At 43.8% G+C, this 16,134-nt stretch carries 13 protein-coding genes; 9 read left to right on the forward strand and 4 right to left on the reverse strand.

Annotated elements, in window-relative coordinates; all coding sequences use genetic code 11:
* The first annotated feature begins 86 nt into the window (after positions 1-86).
* The 8 genes from FDX01_RS08950 (at position 87) to FDX01_RS08985 (ending at position 11,406) form a co-directional block, all read left to right on the forward strand.
* Positions 87-1,286: an NAD(P)/FAD-dependent oxidoreductase gene (locus tag FDX01_RS08950; protein ID WP_137399650.1), complete on the forward strand. Its 1,200-nt coding sequence runs from the start codon at positions 87-89 to the stop codon at positions 1,284-1,286.
* 142 nt (positions 1,287-1,428) lie between these two features.
* On the forward strand, positions 1,429-2,271 hold the full coding sequence (locus FDX01_RS08955) for a TnsA endonuclease N-terminal domain-containing protein (protein ID WP_000090707.1): 843 nt from the start codon (positions 1,429-1,431) through the stop codon (positions 2,269-2,271).
* Positions 2,258-4,381, forward strand: a complete 2,124-nt coding sequence (locus FDX01_RS08960; protein ID WP_000351433.1) for a transposase — start codon at positions 2,258-2,260, stop codon at positions 4,379-4,381. The genes FDX01_RS08955 and FDX01_RS08960 overlap by 14 nt, the downstream gene beginning before the upstream one ends.
* Entirely contained in the window at positions 4,381-5,829 is a 1,449-nt protein-coding gene (locus FDX01_RS08965) for an ATP-binding protein (RefSeq protein WP_001049180.1), read from the forward strand. Before FDX01_RS08960 ends, FDX01_RS08965 begins: the two co-directional genes overlap by 1 nt.
* Positions 5,830-5,869: 40 nt before the next feature.
* Positions 5,870-7,426, forward strand: coding sequence for a TnsD family Tn7-like transposition protein (locus FDX01_RS08970; RefSeq protein WP_001324699.1), 1,557 nt, complete (start codon positions 5,870-5,872; stop codon positions 7,424-7,426).
* An 11-nt stretch (positions 7,427-7,437) separates the two neighbouring features.
* Positions 7,438-8,364: a hypothetical protein gene (locus tag FDX01_RS08975; RefSeq protein WP_000262423.1), complete on the forward strand. Its 927-nt coding sequence runs from the start codon at positions 7,438-7,440 to the stop codon at positions 8,362-8,364.
* 352 nt (positions 8,365-8,716) lie between these two features.
* Positions 8,717-9,016 carry a helix-turn-helix transcriptional regulator gene (locus FDX01_RS08980; RefSeq protein ID WP_001097216.1) on the forward strand — a complete coding sequence of 100 codons (300 nt, stop codon included), beginning with the start codon at positions 8,717-8,719 and terminating at the stop codon, positions 9,014-9,016.
* A gap of 563 nt (positions 9,017-9,579) precedes the next feature.
* Complete coding sequence (locus FDX01_RS08985) at positions 9,580-11,406, forward strand: AAA family ATPase (protein ID WP_001239421.1); 1,827 nt, start codon at positions 9,580-9,582, stop codon at positions 11,404-11,406.
* Positions 11,407-11,574: 168 nt separating this feature from the next.
* Here the strand turns inward: FDX01_RS08985 and FDX01_RS08990 are convergent, their stop codons facing one another.
* From FDX01_RS08990 to silR, 4 genes are all read right to left on the reverse strand, one after another.
* Entirely contained in the window at positions 11,575-11,925 is a 351-nt protein-coding gene (locus FDX01_RS08990; protein ID WP_000647571.1) for a DUF305 domain-containing protein, read from the reverse strand.
* Positions 11,926-12,072: 147 nt separating this feature from the next.
* Positions 12,073-12,504, reverse strand: coding sequence for a silver-binding protein SilE (gene silE / locus FDX01_RS08995; RefSeq protein WP_137399651.1), 432 nt, complete (start codon positions 12,502-12,504; stop codon positions 12,073-12,075).
* Positions 12,505-12,748: 244 nt separating this feature from the next.
* Positions 12,749-14,230, reverse strand: a complete 1,482-nt coding sequence (gene silS, locus FDX01_RS09000; RefSeq protein ID WP_137399652.1) for a copper/silver sensor histidine kinase SilS — start codon at positions 14,228-14,230, stop codon at positions 12,749-12,751.
* Positions 14,223-14,903 carry a copper/silver response regulator transcription factor SilR gene (silR, locus tag FDX01_RS09005; protein WP_000697966.1) on the reverse strand — a complete coding sequence of 227 codons (681 nt, stop codon included), beginning with the start codon at positions 14,901-14,903 and terminating at the stop codon, positions 14,223-14,225. The genes silS and silR overlap by 8 nt, the downstream gene beginning before the upstream one ends.
* Positions 14,904-15,092: 189 nt before the next feature.
* Here silR and silC point away from each other — a divergent pair.
* Positions 15,093-16,134, forward strand: a 1,042-nt coding sequence (gene silC, locus FDX01_RS09010) for a Cu(+)/Ag(+) efflux RND transporter outer membrane channel SilC (protein WP_137399654.1), incomplete at its 3' end; no start/stop codon positions are given.

The following is a 16,134-nucleotide window of genomic DNA, read 5'->3' on the forward strand; positions in this document are numbered from 1 at the left end:
AAATACCTATTTTTGATGGTTTGGTGCTGGTGCGGCCACTGAGGAATCTTTACAATTCACGCCCGCTTTTTAGAGAGGATCGCAACGTGGAAAGGTTTGATACCGTTATTATAGGCGCTGGCGCAGCGGGTATGTTCTGTGCCGCGCAGGCAGGACAAGCAGGAAGTCGAGTACTGCTTATTGATAATGGTAAAAAGCCCGGTCGCAAGATCCTCATGTCTGGCGGGGGGCGCTGTAACTTTACCAATCTTTATGTTGAGCCTGCGGCTTATTTGAGTCAAAACCCTCATTTCTGTAAGTCAGCGTTGGCGCGCTATACCCAGTGGGATTTTATCGATCTGGTGGGTAAACACGGCATTGCCTGGCATGAAAAAACGCTCGGCCAGCTTTTTTGTGACGACTCCGCGCAGCAAATAGTCGATATGCTGGTAGCGGAATGCGAAAAAGGTAACGTTACGATGCGCTTACGTAGCGAAGTTCTGAGCGTTGCACGGGATGATGAGGGCTTTACGCTGGAGCTCAACGGCGCAACCGTTGGTGCGACGAAACTGGTGATTGCCAGCGGTGGGCTTTCTATGCCGGGTCTGGGTGCGACGCCATTTGGTTATAAAATTGCCGAACAGTTTGGCCTGAATGTGCTGCCAACGCGTGCGGGTCTGGTGCCTTTTACGCTGCATAAGCCGCTGCTTGACCAGCTTCAGGTGCTCTCCGGCGTGTCTGTTCCCTCTGTCATTACCGCCGAGGACGGCACCGTATTTCGTGAAAACCTGCTCTTTACGCACCGTGGGCTGTCAGGCCCGGCCGTTTTACAAATTTCCAGTTTTTGGCAGCCGGGTGAATTTGTCAGCATTAATTTGTTGCCAGATGTTGACCTCGAAAGCTTCCTTGATGAACAGCGCAGCGCGCATCCCAATCAGAGTCTGAAGAACACGCTGGCGATGCAATTACCGAAGCGACTGGTGGAGTGTTTGCAGCAGTTGGGGCAAATCCCGGACGTGACGTTGAAGCAACTTAACCTACGCGATCAGCAAGCGCTGGTGGAAACGCTGACCGAATGGCGCGTGCAGCCAAACGGCACGGAAGGGTATCGCACGGCAGAGGTGACGCTGGGCGGAGTAGACACCAACGAATTGTCTTCACGGACCATGGAAGCCCGCAAAGTACCGGGCCTTTATTTCATTGGCGAAGTGATTGACGTCACCGGCTGGCTGGGTGGTTATAACTTCCAGTGGGCATGGTCGAGCGCCTGGGCGTGTGCGCAGGATTTAGTTGTCCGAGGACAATAAAGTTGTACACAAAGCACTAAAGTTGTAACCATTCTCAAAAAACGACGCTAATGTTGTATACTTACTGAATGTGTGGTTATAGGGTTGGAGACTATAAAATGCACATATAGGTACGTATCAATGTCGTTTTTAGGGTACGATCATGGCTAGGGGTAGGCGTCTCAAATCCTATTTGGATTATGAAAATGCGCTAGGTGACGGCATAGGAGTGGGCTATGGCCAAAGTTATCAGCCCTGGCTTAGAGCTCAGGACGTTAAATCCCGTGGAAACCGTTCGATAGTCTTTGGCCTTAAGACGTTTCGAAACCATCATCTCCTTTCTTCTGTCGAAAGTAACTTTTTCTATCTGGCTGAGTTTAATGACTCGGTGATTGATATCCGGGAACAATTCCCACTCTTTCCTCTCCGGCTTACCCAACAAATAGCAAATCATCTACATTTTCAACATCCTATGGTGAGGGGAGTAAGAGGAGTACCTGTCGAAGTTCTGAATGTTATGACAACCGATTTTTTACTGACCTTGAGAACTCCTGAAGGCGGACTTCGATACAAAGCTATAGCAGTAAAACATAACGAGAGCATACCTGAACGCGAAGCCCAAAAACTTGAAATAGAGAGGATGTTTTGGCAGTTGATTGATGTTGAGTTTCAAATTTATGTTGGCTCGGAACTCAATAACGTCGTCGGTAAAAACATTTGCTGGGCTACTTCTGTATTAAGAGATGGTTCTGAATTTTATGATAAATATCCTCTTGATAAAATCCTATGGAAGCTTAAACCAGATGTTTATCCCATAGTAGGACTACGTGCAATGATTTCATCAATCTTTGGGGTAGATGCACAAGAAGCGATGATGTTATTGCAGGCAATGATTGGATTAAAAATGATAAATGTTGATTTATCATATCCAATACTCGAAACCGGTCTGATAAAGATAATTTCCAATGACCACTATATAGGACTGAACGCAAATGGATATTATTAGGAATTCAGTCTGGCTCTCTCAAGGCACTGATTTGCTTGCAGAGGGACTTTACCGTGTTTTGGATTTTGACAGAAAGGTCGATTTGTTAATTTTGTTTAAAATAAAATCAGAAAGAACGGGTAAGCCAATCCCTTTCTCATTTTCAATGTTTAAATATTATATTGAATCAAATAGCATAACTTGTAAAGATTATATATATCCTTCATATATGTTAGTAGATGAGAAAGAAATAACAGATAAAGACAGAGGAAGGCGAGATGAAAATTACAATATCATTAAAGATCTTGTAGATGACAGAATGTTTCTGTTCGACTATGCATTACATAAAAAGTCGCACCTTTTAATGGATTACTCCAGAAATAAAAAAATATCACAATATACTATCAGAACGCTTCTGGCGTTGTATTGGCGACATGGGCAGGATATTTATGCATTGCTACCCGCATTCTCGAACTGTGGCGCCGCTGGGAAAAGTAGAATCAAACATGAAATTAAACTTGGGAATTCCAAAAAAAACAGAGCATTACCTAATGAACGATCACGTGTTTTCATTCTTAATGAAAGAGATATAAATAATATTAGAAAATCTCTCATTACGTATCATTATAAAGTTAACGGAGATACGATAAAGAAAACATTAGAGAGACATATTGATTTGTATTTTAGGGATGAAATTAAAACAGCAAACCTAGAAAATAGAGCTCCATATGTTCCTTCTTTAAAACAATTTTCATACTGGAATAAAAAACTCTTCACTAAAGATTTCTCGATAAATAAGAAGAACACGAAAAAAGAAATAGACCTCAAAATGCGGGCGCTTTTAGGTAGTGTGGCTAATACAACTGTTTTGCCGGGTGATGTTTTCGAAATAGACTCAACTGTCGCTGATGTACATCTTATTTCGAGTTTAAACAGACGAAAAGTCATTGGGCGTCCTACTATTTATACAGTGGTGGATCGTGCAACAAGAATGATTGTTGGCCTTCATGTTTCTTTATACCATGCTTCATGGCGAGCCGCCCGACAAGCGTTAGCAAATTGCTTTATGCCAAAAAAAGAATATTGTAGATTATTTGGAATCTCTATTACTGATGATGATTGGCCTTGTTCTCATATTCCATTAACATTGATGTGTGACAACGGGGAGATGATTGGTCTTAAACCTCAGGAAGAGATGACCCCCCTGACAAAACTTGAGTTTGCGCCAGTCGGTAGAGGCGACAGAAAAAGCATTGTTGAACGCTGTTTCGGCATTCTGAATGATGAGGTTATTCATAGGCTTATTGGAACAACACGAAGGGGAAAGATTGTTAAAGGAGAGCCAACACCGCAATCCAGGGCTTGTTTAACGATTCAGGAGGTCACGTCTTTACTGATTCGGGAGATACTTGCACATAATCAGAGAACGTATGAGGAACTGGCTTATATCAATCCCTTACTGATTGAAAATGATCTCGTAATATCACCAAAAAATAGTTGGATGATAAGCTTAAAGCACGGGAGATTCAGCGCAAGAGCCGTTGGGGCCGACGAAGTGATCGCACGATTGTTAATCCCTGTGAACGCTAACATTACCGCCGGTGGGATTCAGTACAATAATCTTTTTTATGAATGTGATCCTGAAATTGCATCAGGTGTCAGAGTATTTGGAAGAACCACTTGTGAAGCAAGAATAGATGACAATTGCGTAGATTATATATATGTAAGATTTGACAAAAATAGCATTTTCAAAAAACATTACCTACTTAAGAAAAGAGATGTATTTAAAGGGAAAGCTCATCTTGATACAGATGTAATGGCTGATTGGGTAGATACTCAAAAAGAAATTAATTTATTTACTCTGGATTCGCTCAGCAATATCAATAATAAAGATGAATTTAACAGGAAAGGTAACGAAAGATTAAATGAAATATACGAATCTCGCCGGGTACATGGTAAAGATATTAAAAAGAACAGGAAAAATGAACTTGATTCATTAGGGCGAACTCATGTTGCTAATGGAAGATCTGAACCCCTACTTCCTTCATCCAGTAATGTTCTGCTTTTGCCTGGCCGGGAGGAGAAACAAAGATGGTTAAAAGGTAAGAAGAAGACTGAGGACGCAGAATAATGAACCTTATACGGCGCGTTTCAGCGATATATAAAGAACAGGAGTTACCTGAGTATCGTGGCAATCCCTTAATTGAAGCACTTCCTGAAGCGCTTACGGAAGATGAAGTACTTCTGGAAATGAGTTATTTCCCCGAAATTGACGAAAAAATCCGCTGGACTGCCCCGGCGAATGTTAGAGAGCAGTATGTCGAACGTATAAAGAAATTCCGTTGCCCTCAAACCAATCTTATCCAGGCTTATAAGATGATCTTACGGGCACTTAGGGAAAGCTATGCAGCTCGTAATCCTTTAAAAAGCGGAACAATTCAATATCTTCATTACTATGGAAATGAGCGTCCTGATATTGAGCCAGAAAGTGGATATTTTAAATCCCAGGCTGAAACTATTACGATAGTTGGAATGAGTGGTTCTGGAAAAACTACCATGATTGAGCAAGTCATGGATCATTTCCCTCAGATTATAGAACACAGCAGCTATAAAGGAGTTTTTCCCGGCTTCAGTAAGCAAATTGTATGGGTAAAGATTAATTGTCCATACAATTCAAGTGTGAGAGACCTTTGTGAAGAGATTTTACAAAAATTAGATGATGCAATTGGTATTGAACGAACTACACCTGAGATTAGAAATGGTGCTCTGGCTCGCCAGATTGCACAAAGAATTAAATCATCATTTTTGGGTATCCTTGTTATTGATGAAATGCAGAGGCTTAAATTTTCAAGAACCGGGGGTGAGAGTAAGTTGATTGATTTTTTACATGAAATTGTAGATTCCATGGGGGTATCTATGGTTTTTTGTGGAAATCATCCTTTTGACGAGACGCTGACAAAGAAAATGAGAATTGCCAGGCGGGCAGAGTCTGGTGGTTACATGAAAATTAAGAATGTTAGATACGATTCACAAGACTGGCAATCGTTTATTCATTATTTATGGCCATTACAATGGACAAATGTTGAAACTCCATTAAATGATGAGTTAAACGAAAAATTATTCATTTTATCTAAAGGCAATATTGGATTGGCTCAGATGATTTATCGGGGGGCACAATTAAAGGTTATCGGTAGCGGCAATGAAATCATCACTGGCGCAGTCTTGTCGGCCTCTGTACCGGTACTCGTGAGTCATACGGAGGAATATAAGGATACTCCACTCCCGGGGGCCGCGACTGAAGATGAGGAAGCTAAATGGCTCTCTGCATCTAATGAGGGTGATGCTTCGGCTAAAATCATGGCAGAGAAGTCCCTAAAGTCTTTGATCCCTGGGGATATAGACAGGCCACAGCACAAGGAATTCGTAGGAAAAATAGACGAGGTTTTGCGCAATTTCGACGAGAAAATACTGTCTCTTGACCACGATCTTGTTATCAACAGAACAGCTGAAAAGAAAAATACCTACGATGCTCTTCAGCGTTGCGGGCTTATAAATATAGATCCACTTAATAAATTGTAATGAGGTAACAGTTCGTAACGGTCAAAGAGAGGTGTGGGAAATGAGAATGTTGCCTGTTTTGCCTGATGAATCCTTGTTCAGCCGGTTTTGTCGGACAACTACCGTGTATGGTATGTCCCCATCTTCTCTGTTAACGATCATTTTCAACAAACCTGATATGAACGTCCATCCAATTCTCAATTCAGGATTAAAGGCTATTTCTCTTCATACATCCGAAAGTGCAGATCAGCTCTGGCATGAACAGACTTTACTCCCTCTTTTTGCCTGGGCACTACCAATCAGTCGTAATGAAATTATGGATTTCAACACGACCCCTGCCAGGCTTAATCGATTGTGCCGCCTTAGTAATTTTTCACTAGGGCAGCGCACACTATTGAAGTTTTGCCCGGTTTGCGCTCGTGAAGATACTTTTCATTATGGTGTTACTTATTGGCATCTGGCGCATCAGCTTCATGGGGTTACAACCTGCCATCGGCATCCGGTAGCGCTTGAAAGCATCCATGTCCCTTCTTCACCGCACATACGTATTGGACTGATGCCTCCTGTTTCGTATACAGAACAACTTAGCAATGAGATAGACTTCGATTTTGCTAAGTTTTGTTATGAGTCCCTAAATATAATCAGAAGAAAAGATATTACACACCCCAATTACATGGATGTACTTAAAAAGTTGAATTTATTATCATTGGATGGAAATTTAAAGAAAAATGTATTCTACGCACATGTTTATGCTAAGTGCCAGTTATTTGGGGAGGGTTCATCGGGACTTATACCAACATCCCTAACTGATTATCATTACTGGGAGCCTATACTCAAAGACAAATGTTGTCAGCATCCCACAAAGCATCTTTTGCTTTGTTATTGTTTGTTAAATACTTGCTGGCCAACGTATGCAGGAAGTCGTACTAATAAAAAGAAAGAAATCTTTAAAAGTCATAAGAAATACAGTTTTCATATAGTTGAAAATAATACTAGTGTTAGCAACCTTGGGAAGGAATTTAGTCGCAGCAGATGTTACATTAAAACACTTATTTATAAAAAATACCTGAGGGCGTTTAAGCGAAACACAAAAATTAATATATTCACTGAATTGCTTATCAAGTCTATGGCTGTAAGGGGGTTTAGTCTGGCATCCATAGCTGAGAAAAACTCATTATCGGAAGGAGCTGTATCCTCTGTAATTTCATCTTGTTACGGTTTATGCTCATGGCGTAAAAAATGTAAAAAAGATTCTTTAAGACGGCGTCATAAGCAGAAAATATTAAGATTTATACATAATCAATCCGTTTCTATAACACGAAAGTTAGTCAAAGAAAGTTGTTATGCAAGTTTCTATTGGCTAAATAAACATGAATGTGACTGGCTTAATTCCTGTCTTCCTAAAACAATACGATGCTATAAAAATAAAAGAGTAGACTGGAGCGAGAGAGATATTATCTCATCATCATTAATAAATGATGTTTTATCTCAGGGGCAGTACTCGATGTCACTTACAAGTCTAGATGCTTTACTGGGAGGGCATGGCTGGCTTTTGAAATACAGAGATAAACTACCAATGACAATGATACTTCTCAGAAAAATGGAACTAATTAAATAAGAGGGAGTTATATGGTTTACGAAAATGAATTGTGGCACAGTTTTCTTCTGCGTTCACAGATAATGTATAACTTATCCAATTGCAGGAACATAATATCAAAGCATGGCGCACTAAGGTACGATGCCTTTCCTCGTTTCGAACTGATTGATATGTACAAATTGCATAGCTTGCAGGATATATATGACATTCTTGCCACTAGAAATGGTTATATACTAACTTCCAATATAGTGTCGTTATCTTCTGGTGTTTACGGGTATTTTAACGCTGTTGAAGATGCCTGTCGGAAAAATTTTCACATAACTAATTCATATCCATTGGTAAACATCTCAAACATTCGTTACTGTCACAAATGTATTGTTGAAGATATACACTCTAAAGGCATTGGTTATCTGCGTCATAGATGGTTGTTTGAATCTAAATGTGCAGTTCATAGTACCAGTTTATATGAGGTTTGTTTTGATAACTATTTGAATGCAGTGAAAGGACTTAGTGACTTAATTATAAGTGGAATAAATCCTCATGGTTATTGTTCCCTTGTGGTTGACGTTTCAAACCCTTTCAAAAATCCAGTGTATATATTACCATGTGCACGTAATAAAATTTTAAAATGGATTTCGGACAATAAAAATATGCTGATTTACTTTCTCTTTGATCTCTTCAAATGTAAGTCGCATTCAAGTTTATCTAAGGTTATCGAAGTCAAGATAATGCATGATAGATATATTTCTGCGGTGTTCAAGATGTTAAGTGAAGTTAATTTTTGTAATTTCAACTCATTTATTTCTGATATTTTTGAGGACGTAAGTTATGCCTCTATCGGACTTGATGATTATTCTGTTAATGTGCATTTTCTCAGGCTAAGGGCTGCAGATTGTAAATTTTGCCAGTTGAATGGTAAATATTTTTGCTCACTTTACAATGTAAAACTTCTTCGCTAATTTCACTTCATTTATAAAATACTAAGAAAGCTAGTTAGATAAGGTTTTATATTTTGACTGGGGCAGGAATAAATTATCACTCATAGAGTTTCCCTGGGGGTTACCACCTGTGTATGATGCCGGTTAGCAACAACGTCTAAAAGACCTGCGATCACGTGGGTCCCTCTCCAGCAAAGGGGCAAGGGGTGCTATATAACGGTGTACTGCTTACCCAATACGGCCTTGTATTTGAAAGATGCCGCATCTTGGCAGGATTCGTATTACAGCCTATAGTCTGTTAATGAGCATTACAGCCTATATGCTGTAAATCCCTGCGTTATGCTTGTTAACCCGTCGATACGGAAGGTCACTTATGAACACTCAATACGCTTTGAAGACTTTGAATCAGTTACGTCCTGTTTTAATCGGCTTTCGCAAAGCCAATGGACTGACGCAAAAAGATGTTTCTGAACGTTTGGGTATAACACAGCAAACTTATGCCCGACTAGAGGCCAACCCTGCAAGTGCGGGTTTTGAGCGTTTGTTTAGGGTGTTCAGCGTCCTTGGAGTGGAGATCGTACTTTCATCCAGGGAACCATTGTCAGATGCAAAGCCCGAATACGGAGCTATGCACAATTATTCTTCACTTCCAGCCAGGCGGGAGAAATGGTGACGCCTGGCGCTTCCCGGTCTAATTTTTCTTCAACAAGATTAACCCCTTAGCGGCCTGAAGTATCAGGTTGCGATAGAGCCTTTCATTTCTTCTGTTATGTTAAATACACCATTTTGAGCTATTTCGCTCGGCCTTAAATTATCTCTTCATTCTTCAGTGAAAATTTTATGTCGATCACATTATCGATGAATTTAGGAAATAATCCGTAAATGAAAATCTATCTTCTTTTAAATTCATCAGTGTCAGTAGCAAATATTACGCATAAAAGAATGGTTATTATTATCATTTAAATTATAAAGCTCATGAGTCAATTCCAAAAAATATAATAAGCATTGAAATCATTACCCGTGATTCTGGAGTTTTAACTTTGCCATGTAACCAACCACAAGTTAGTTTCCGGTGTTTTGAGGGGCAGTAAAGTTCTGAAAGCGCGACCAGATCATAATCCCGAAATGTCGTTAAGATATTCTGAATAACGGTTATCCCTGCTTGTTGGCAGGCATTTGAAAATATATTTTGTATTCAGGTTGCAGCAAAACGCTTTCTTACACACAGGACTTCATATGCGGCTCAGAAAATTAAAACTGAAAAACTTCAGAGGCTACAGAAACTCTACTGAAATCATTATTGATGAAAGCATGACGGGTATTGTCGGTCGTAATGACTTTGGGAAATCAACGCTTCTGGAAGCGCTGGCTATTTTTTTTGAAACAGAAGGAATGAAGGCTGACAAGAATGACATGAACTGTTTCAGCCTAAGAGAAGGGGACGGCCGTTTTGAAATAGCCTGTGAATTTGATGACCTGCCCGATTTTATCATGATCGACGACAGGGTGCAGACCACGCTCGCCTCAGAACATCTGCTGAATGAGGACGGCAATTTTGAAATCGTCAAAACGTTTAAAGCAACGACCTCAGGAAAACCGGAGCAGACCTGCATCCGCTGCATCCACCCGGATGAGGAGCCCCTGAGAAATTTACTGGGCATGAAAATTTCTGAGCTCAAGGCGGTGGGAAAAGAAGTTGAAAAAAATGTGGCGGATAAACGCACTGCATCGTTATGGCGTCAGGCCATCAGGGAAGCCGCAGCCCCCTATACCTGTTCGGAAATTATGCTGGATGTCGATAAAGAGTTCGGAACCGACACAAAATCATTATGGGGTAAGATCCTCGATTTGCTGCCCACGTATGCGATTTTCAAAGCCGACAGGGAAAGCAGCGACGGGGATTCCGAAGCTAAAAACCCCTTACAGCAGGCCGTAAAAGACGCTCAGGCTGCGCTGCAGGACAAAATTACAGCGCTGGAAAATGAGATTCAGGACAGCGTCCTGGATGTCGCACAGAGAACGCTGGATAAATTACGTGAAATGGCCCCCGAACTCGCCAGTGAACTGACTCCACGATTTAAGGAGAAACCCAAGTGGACCTTCAATTTCACCCTGGACGGGGAAAATGGCATCCCCATCAATAAGCGCGGCAGCGGGATAAGGAGGCTTATCCTGTTGAATTTTTTTCGGGCTGAGGCTGAAAAGAATGTCGCGGGGACGCCCAGAAATGTGATTTATGCCATAGAGGAGCCTGAAACGTCACAGCATCCGAACTATCAGATGATGCTGATGAAAGCGTTACTGACACTGGCAGGCCAGCCGCACCGTCAGATTATCGTCACCACCCATGTCCCGGCGCTGGCCGGATTAATCCCTGTCGAAGGCGTACGTTATGTTACCCGAAATGAGGCGGGTGAACCCGTAGTAAAAATGCCGGATGACGCAGTGCTGAAGGAAGCCACTGAAAGCCTGGGGGTGCTGCCAGAGACCGGTATGGAAAGGGCGCAGGGGATTGTTCTGGTAGAGGGAAAGTCGGATGTTACTTTCCTGAGGCATGCGGCCAGTTCATTAAAACAGTCAGGTGCGCTGCCAGCCTCTCTGGAGGACGTGAAAATAGTGCCAGTCCTCATAGGAGGGTGTGGTAGCGTCAAACACTGGGTTACATTGAATCTGGCCAAAGATCTGGGGCTTCCCTGGTGCGTATTTCTGGACTCCGATATTGGGGGAGACCCTGCACAGGTTCTGTCCATCCAGAAGCGTAAAAAAGAAGTAGAGGAGGCCGGTAAGGTATTTTTCGCTACGCGCAAACGTGAGATAGAAAACTATCTGTGCCCGGATCTTATCGAGGAAATTACTGGTGTAGCCGTCACGTTTACGGACACCTGTGACGCTAAAAAAATAATCGGCCGGGCTGTGGGAATGAAACCCGATAATGTACTAGATAAATTCTGGCCTCAGATGACATCAGAAAGAATCATCTCAAGATCAACCTATCATGACGGAACGCAGGAGAGAAGCGAGCTGGTTGAGATCCTGAGCGACATTGTATCCATGACGAGATAATGTATTAAATAAGCATCTCAGGTGCATATATTCCGGTCCTCAACAAAGGACCGGAGTACAGAGTAGTAAAAACCCGAAATTAATCGGGTTTGAATTATATAAAGATTAACCGACTCCCGCGCCCAGGAACGATGTAAAATCACGCTTGTCGTGACATTTCTACAATGTTTACTTTTGACTATCAAGCCATTTATTCATCTGCTCAATTTCACCTTTTTGAGCTTTAATGATGTCCTGCGCGAGCTTTCTCATTTTCGGATCTTTTCCGTATTTGAGCTCGGTCTCAGCCATTGCTATTGCCCCTTCATGGTGCGCTACCATGCCTTTCGCAAAAGCCTTGTCGGGATCGGACTCATTTACGGCAGCCATCATTTTGTCATGCATGTCTTTCATGCCAGCCATATATTCCTGTGACGAAGCCGAGGTAGACATATCAGTCATTTTCATTTCTGAATGTTCTGCTGAAATCGCTGGCAGGGATAACATTAATACTGCAAATAAAGTGTTTCTGGCTTTCATAAAAAATATCCTTTTAGCGTTGATGCCCGTTAACTGTAGCAGAATCTGATAAAAATGCCCCCTGTAGGGGGCAAAGATGTTGCCATATATCCGGTTACGGAAAAATCTATCAAGGAAATAAGGACAGCACAGATACTTCCCTCGCCGTCAGCCTGCACTGAGCATGCGACGATGCGCTTCGGCCATGGCCTGATGTGGGCCAGACTGACCGTTATTCATAAATTCATGGGCAACTGCAGCTCTTTCATGCTCATTCATTGCCGCTAATGACTTCGACGGCCCGGTAGGGGAAACGGTCTGACTTCCCATCATCCTCTGATGACTTTCCACCATTTTCTGGTGCGCATCCGCCGACCCGTTCGTCATGGTTTCATGAGCAATAATGGCCTGTTCATGCTGGTCCATACCGGCCATACGAGGTGCAGTCCCCTGGATCCCGACAGGAGCCGCAGCAGACTGCATCTGGTGAGCAGGAGCCTGTGCATTGTTGACGCGATCATGGATATTCACGGTTTCAGTGGCCCAGGCCGATGAAATTAAACCAAAGCCCAGCAAAGATGCTAATACGATATTTTTCATGATAACTCTCCATTTCTGAATTAGTGATGTCCGGGGAAGTACAACCGGTGTTTTCAGTTCCATAACTGAAACAGGTTCGGAAGTGTTTATTTCTCCGGGAGGGGACTGGATATTCATTTCCTGGCGTCCACTGACGCCGGATATTGATAAAGCAATCCAGCCTTCCTGATAAGTTGCACTAATTATATCGAATGGCTTCTGTTTGCTGCATGACAGGCTAATGACATCTTTGTCATTTAAATCTTTATTCCCAGCACTGGGTGTCCGGAATCATTTTCTCCAGTCTGGGCACGGATAAGATAAAACGCGTTGAGTGTACGTCCGATTCCACCTGCACTCTTCCGTGATGTGCTTCCACGATTGACTTCACAATCGCAAGGCCGATGCCGCTGCCTTCTCCTTTTCGTTGTCTGGACGGATCCACCCGATAAAAACGGTCAAACAACCTTGATAAATGCTCTTCAGGGATTGGTTTCCCCGGATTTTCAATCACAAGGTCAAAAAAGCTCTCCTGCTCTCTTATTGAGACGGTGATTGCCTGTCCCTCCGGGGTATAACGCAGGGCGTTGGATAACAGATTATTGATCGCTCTTCTGAACATTTGTGGATCTCCCTCAACCAGGCAGGGCATCCCGTTAAATTTGAGCATAATATTGCGTTCTTCGGCCCAGGCTTCGAAAAACTCGAAGACTTTCATGACTTCTGCTCTGAGGTCAAACCGAACCCTGTCAGGTATCAGCTGATTATTGTCCGCCTGTGCCAGGAACAGCATGTCGCTGACCATTTTGGTCATCCGGTTATACTCTTCAAGGCTGGAATAGAGGACATCCTCAAGTTCCTTCTGCGTTCGATCCTGACTCAGAGCGATTTCAGTCTGCGTCACCAGATTGGTGATGGGTGTTCTGATCTCGTGCGCGATATCGGCAGAGAAATTGGCCTGGCGGGTAAAAACATCCTCAATCTTTCCAATCATATGATTGAACGAGATAACCAGCTGCTCCAGCTCAATGGGAACGCGTGTCGGTTCCAGCCGCGCATCAAGATTCTCGGAGGTGATGTTTTTAATGGCATTGCTGACATTACGAAGGGGCAGGTGCCCCTGACGGACAGCAATGCGAATGATCAGAACAATCAGCAGGCTTATCACGACGGCGATCGCAATCAGATTTTTTTTCAGCGCATCGAGGTAATGGAGATGGAAATTAATGGAGAGGCCAGTCAGCATGACATAGTTCTGCTGTTTGCCCTGAAATGTCGCCTGGCCAGAGGAGGCGATAATCCGGTACGTTTCCATCTTCATTTCAGACCCGGTATCCATCGCTCTCGCAGTATCCTCCACCGTCCAGAGAAAGACATCCCGTGCGCGGCTGTGCTCGCTAAAATCGGCTGAATTCACGGCCGGGCGTAGTGCTGCCCCCTGCGCAGAGCTGTACAGCACCTCACCCCGGGGATTGAGGAGCAAAAGGGCAACGTTGCGGTAGCTGGCGATCGATTCCTTTATTTTGCTTACTTTTTTTTCATCCGGATCTGCCGGGGACTGGAGTATACGGCTCAGTGTGGTGCTGATTTGTTGCAGATCGCTGACATCCTGCTCGGCAAAATGCTTTTCAACAGAATGCAGCATAAACCAGGTGAAGGCGATAAACGCCAGTATTGTGGACAGGCTGATAAAAAAGGTCAGCCGCAGAGCGAGTGAGAAAGGTCGTCTGGACGGTTTGCTATGCATCCGGGATCTCCAGCATGTAGCCCACGCCCCGCACTGTCTGGATCAGTTTTGTCCCGTAATCGTTGTCTATTTTAGCGCGGAGTCGCTTTACTGCGACATCAATCGCGTTAGTGTCGCTGTCAAAATTCATGTCCCAGACCTGAGAGGCAATCAGGGAGCGGGGAAGAACTTCTCCCTGATGGCGAATGAAGAATTCCAGCAGGCTGAACTCTTTACTGGTGAGCACAATGCGGTTCCCGGCGCGGCTGACTTTTCTGGATACGAGATCAACCGAGAGGTCAGCCACTTTAAGCTGGCTTTCCGTGATCATCGTGTTTCCCCGCCTGAGGAGGGTTCTTACCCGGGCGAGCAGTTCAGCAAACGCAAAGGGCTTCACCAGATAATCGTCCGCACCCAGCTCAAGTCCTTTGACCCTGTGTTCAATCGTGCCAAGGGCCGTCAGCAGTAATACCGGCATCCCCTTTCCGGCACTGCGCAGCATACGGATGATATCCCAGCCGTTTACATCAGGCAGCATGATATCCAGGATGGCTAAATCATACTCGGCTGTCATGGCAAGATGATATCCGGTCAGACCATTATCAGCGTGATCCACGACGAACCCCGCCTCTGTCAGCCCCTTGCTGAGATATTCACCTGTTTTAATTTCGTCTTCAACGATTAATATTTTCATCATGCTCCCCGGCTGGCTGCTAATGTCATTTTATTGCGCCCACGATCGTTATCAACGGATTACAGCAAAAATGACAACATTGTCATTATCCTGTCACCCGGCAAACAGAGAGCGTTCGGTAAAGTATCCCTATCAATACTCTGGACTTCGTTTGAACCATTTACCAGGTCTGCCTGTACGAGAAGCGTTATGTTCAAATTAAAATTACTCAGCATCAGTACCATATTCATCCTGGCTGGTTGTGTTTCTCTGGCACCTGAATATCAGCGTCCGCCAGCTCCGGTTCCCCAGCAGTTTTCATTGTCTAAAAACAGTCTGACGCCTGCGGTAAACAGCTATCAGGATACGGGCTGGCGAAACTTTTTTGTCGATCCCCAGGTCAGCAGGCTGATCGGTGAAGCCCTGAATAATAACCGTGATTTGAGAATGGCTGCCCTGAAGGTTGAAGAGGCCCGGGCCCAGTTCAACGTCACGGATGCAGATCGTTATCCCCAACTGAATGCCTCATCCGGGATCACATACAACGGTGGTCTGAAAGGTGACAAGCCGACCACACAGGAGTACGACGCGGGTCTGGAGCTCAGCTATGAGCTCGATTTTTTTGGCAAACTTAAGAACATGAGTGAGGCTGATCGCCAGAACTACTTTGCCAGCGAAGAAGCCCGTCGTGCCGTACACATCCTGCTGGTCTCCAACGTTTCACAGAGCTATTTCAGCCAGCAACTGGCGTACGAACAACTCCGTATTGCGCGGGAAACGCTGAAAAATTATCAACAGTCTTATGCATTCGTTGAGCAACAACTGGTGACCGGGAGTACGAACGTTCTGGCGCTTGAACAAGCCAGGGGGCAAATCGAAAGTACCCGCGCCGAAATAGCCAAACGAGAAGGCGATCTGGCTCAGGCAAACAATGCCCTGCAACTGGTGCTGGGAACGTACCGCGCAGTTCCGTCAGAAAAAGGGATTAAAGGTGGGGAGATCGCACCAGTAAAATTGCCACCAAATCTGTCGTCACAAATATTGCTGCAGCGTCCGGATATTATGGAAGCGGAATATCAGCTGAAAGCGGCTGATGCCAATATTGGCGCAGCGCGAGCGGCTTTTTTCCCGTCCATTACCCTGACCAGTGGTCTCTCCTCAAGCAGTACGGAGCTGTCCAGCCTCTTTACGTCAGGAAGTGGAATGTGGAATTTTATTCCTAAAATTGAAATTCCTATATTTAATGCTGGCA

This window comes from Citrobacter sp. wls613 (assembly GCF_005281195.1).
Lineage (GTDB): Bacteria > Pseudomonadota > Gammaproteobacteria > Enterobacterales > Enterobacteriaceae > Citrobacter > Citrobacter gillenii.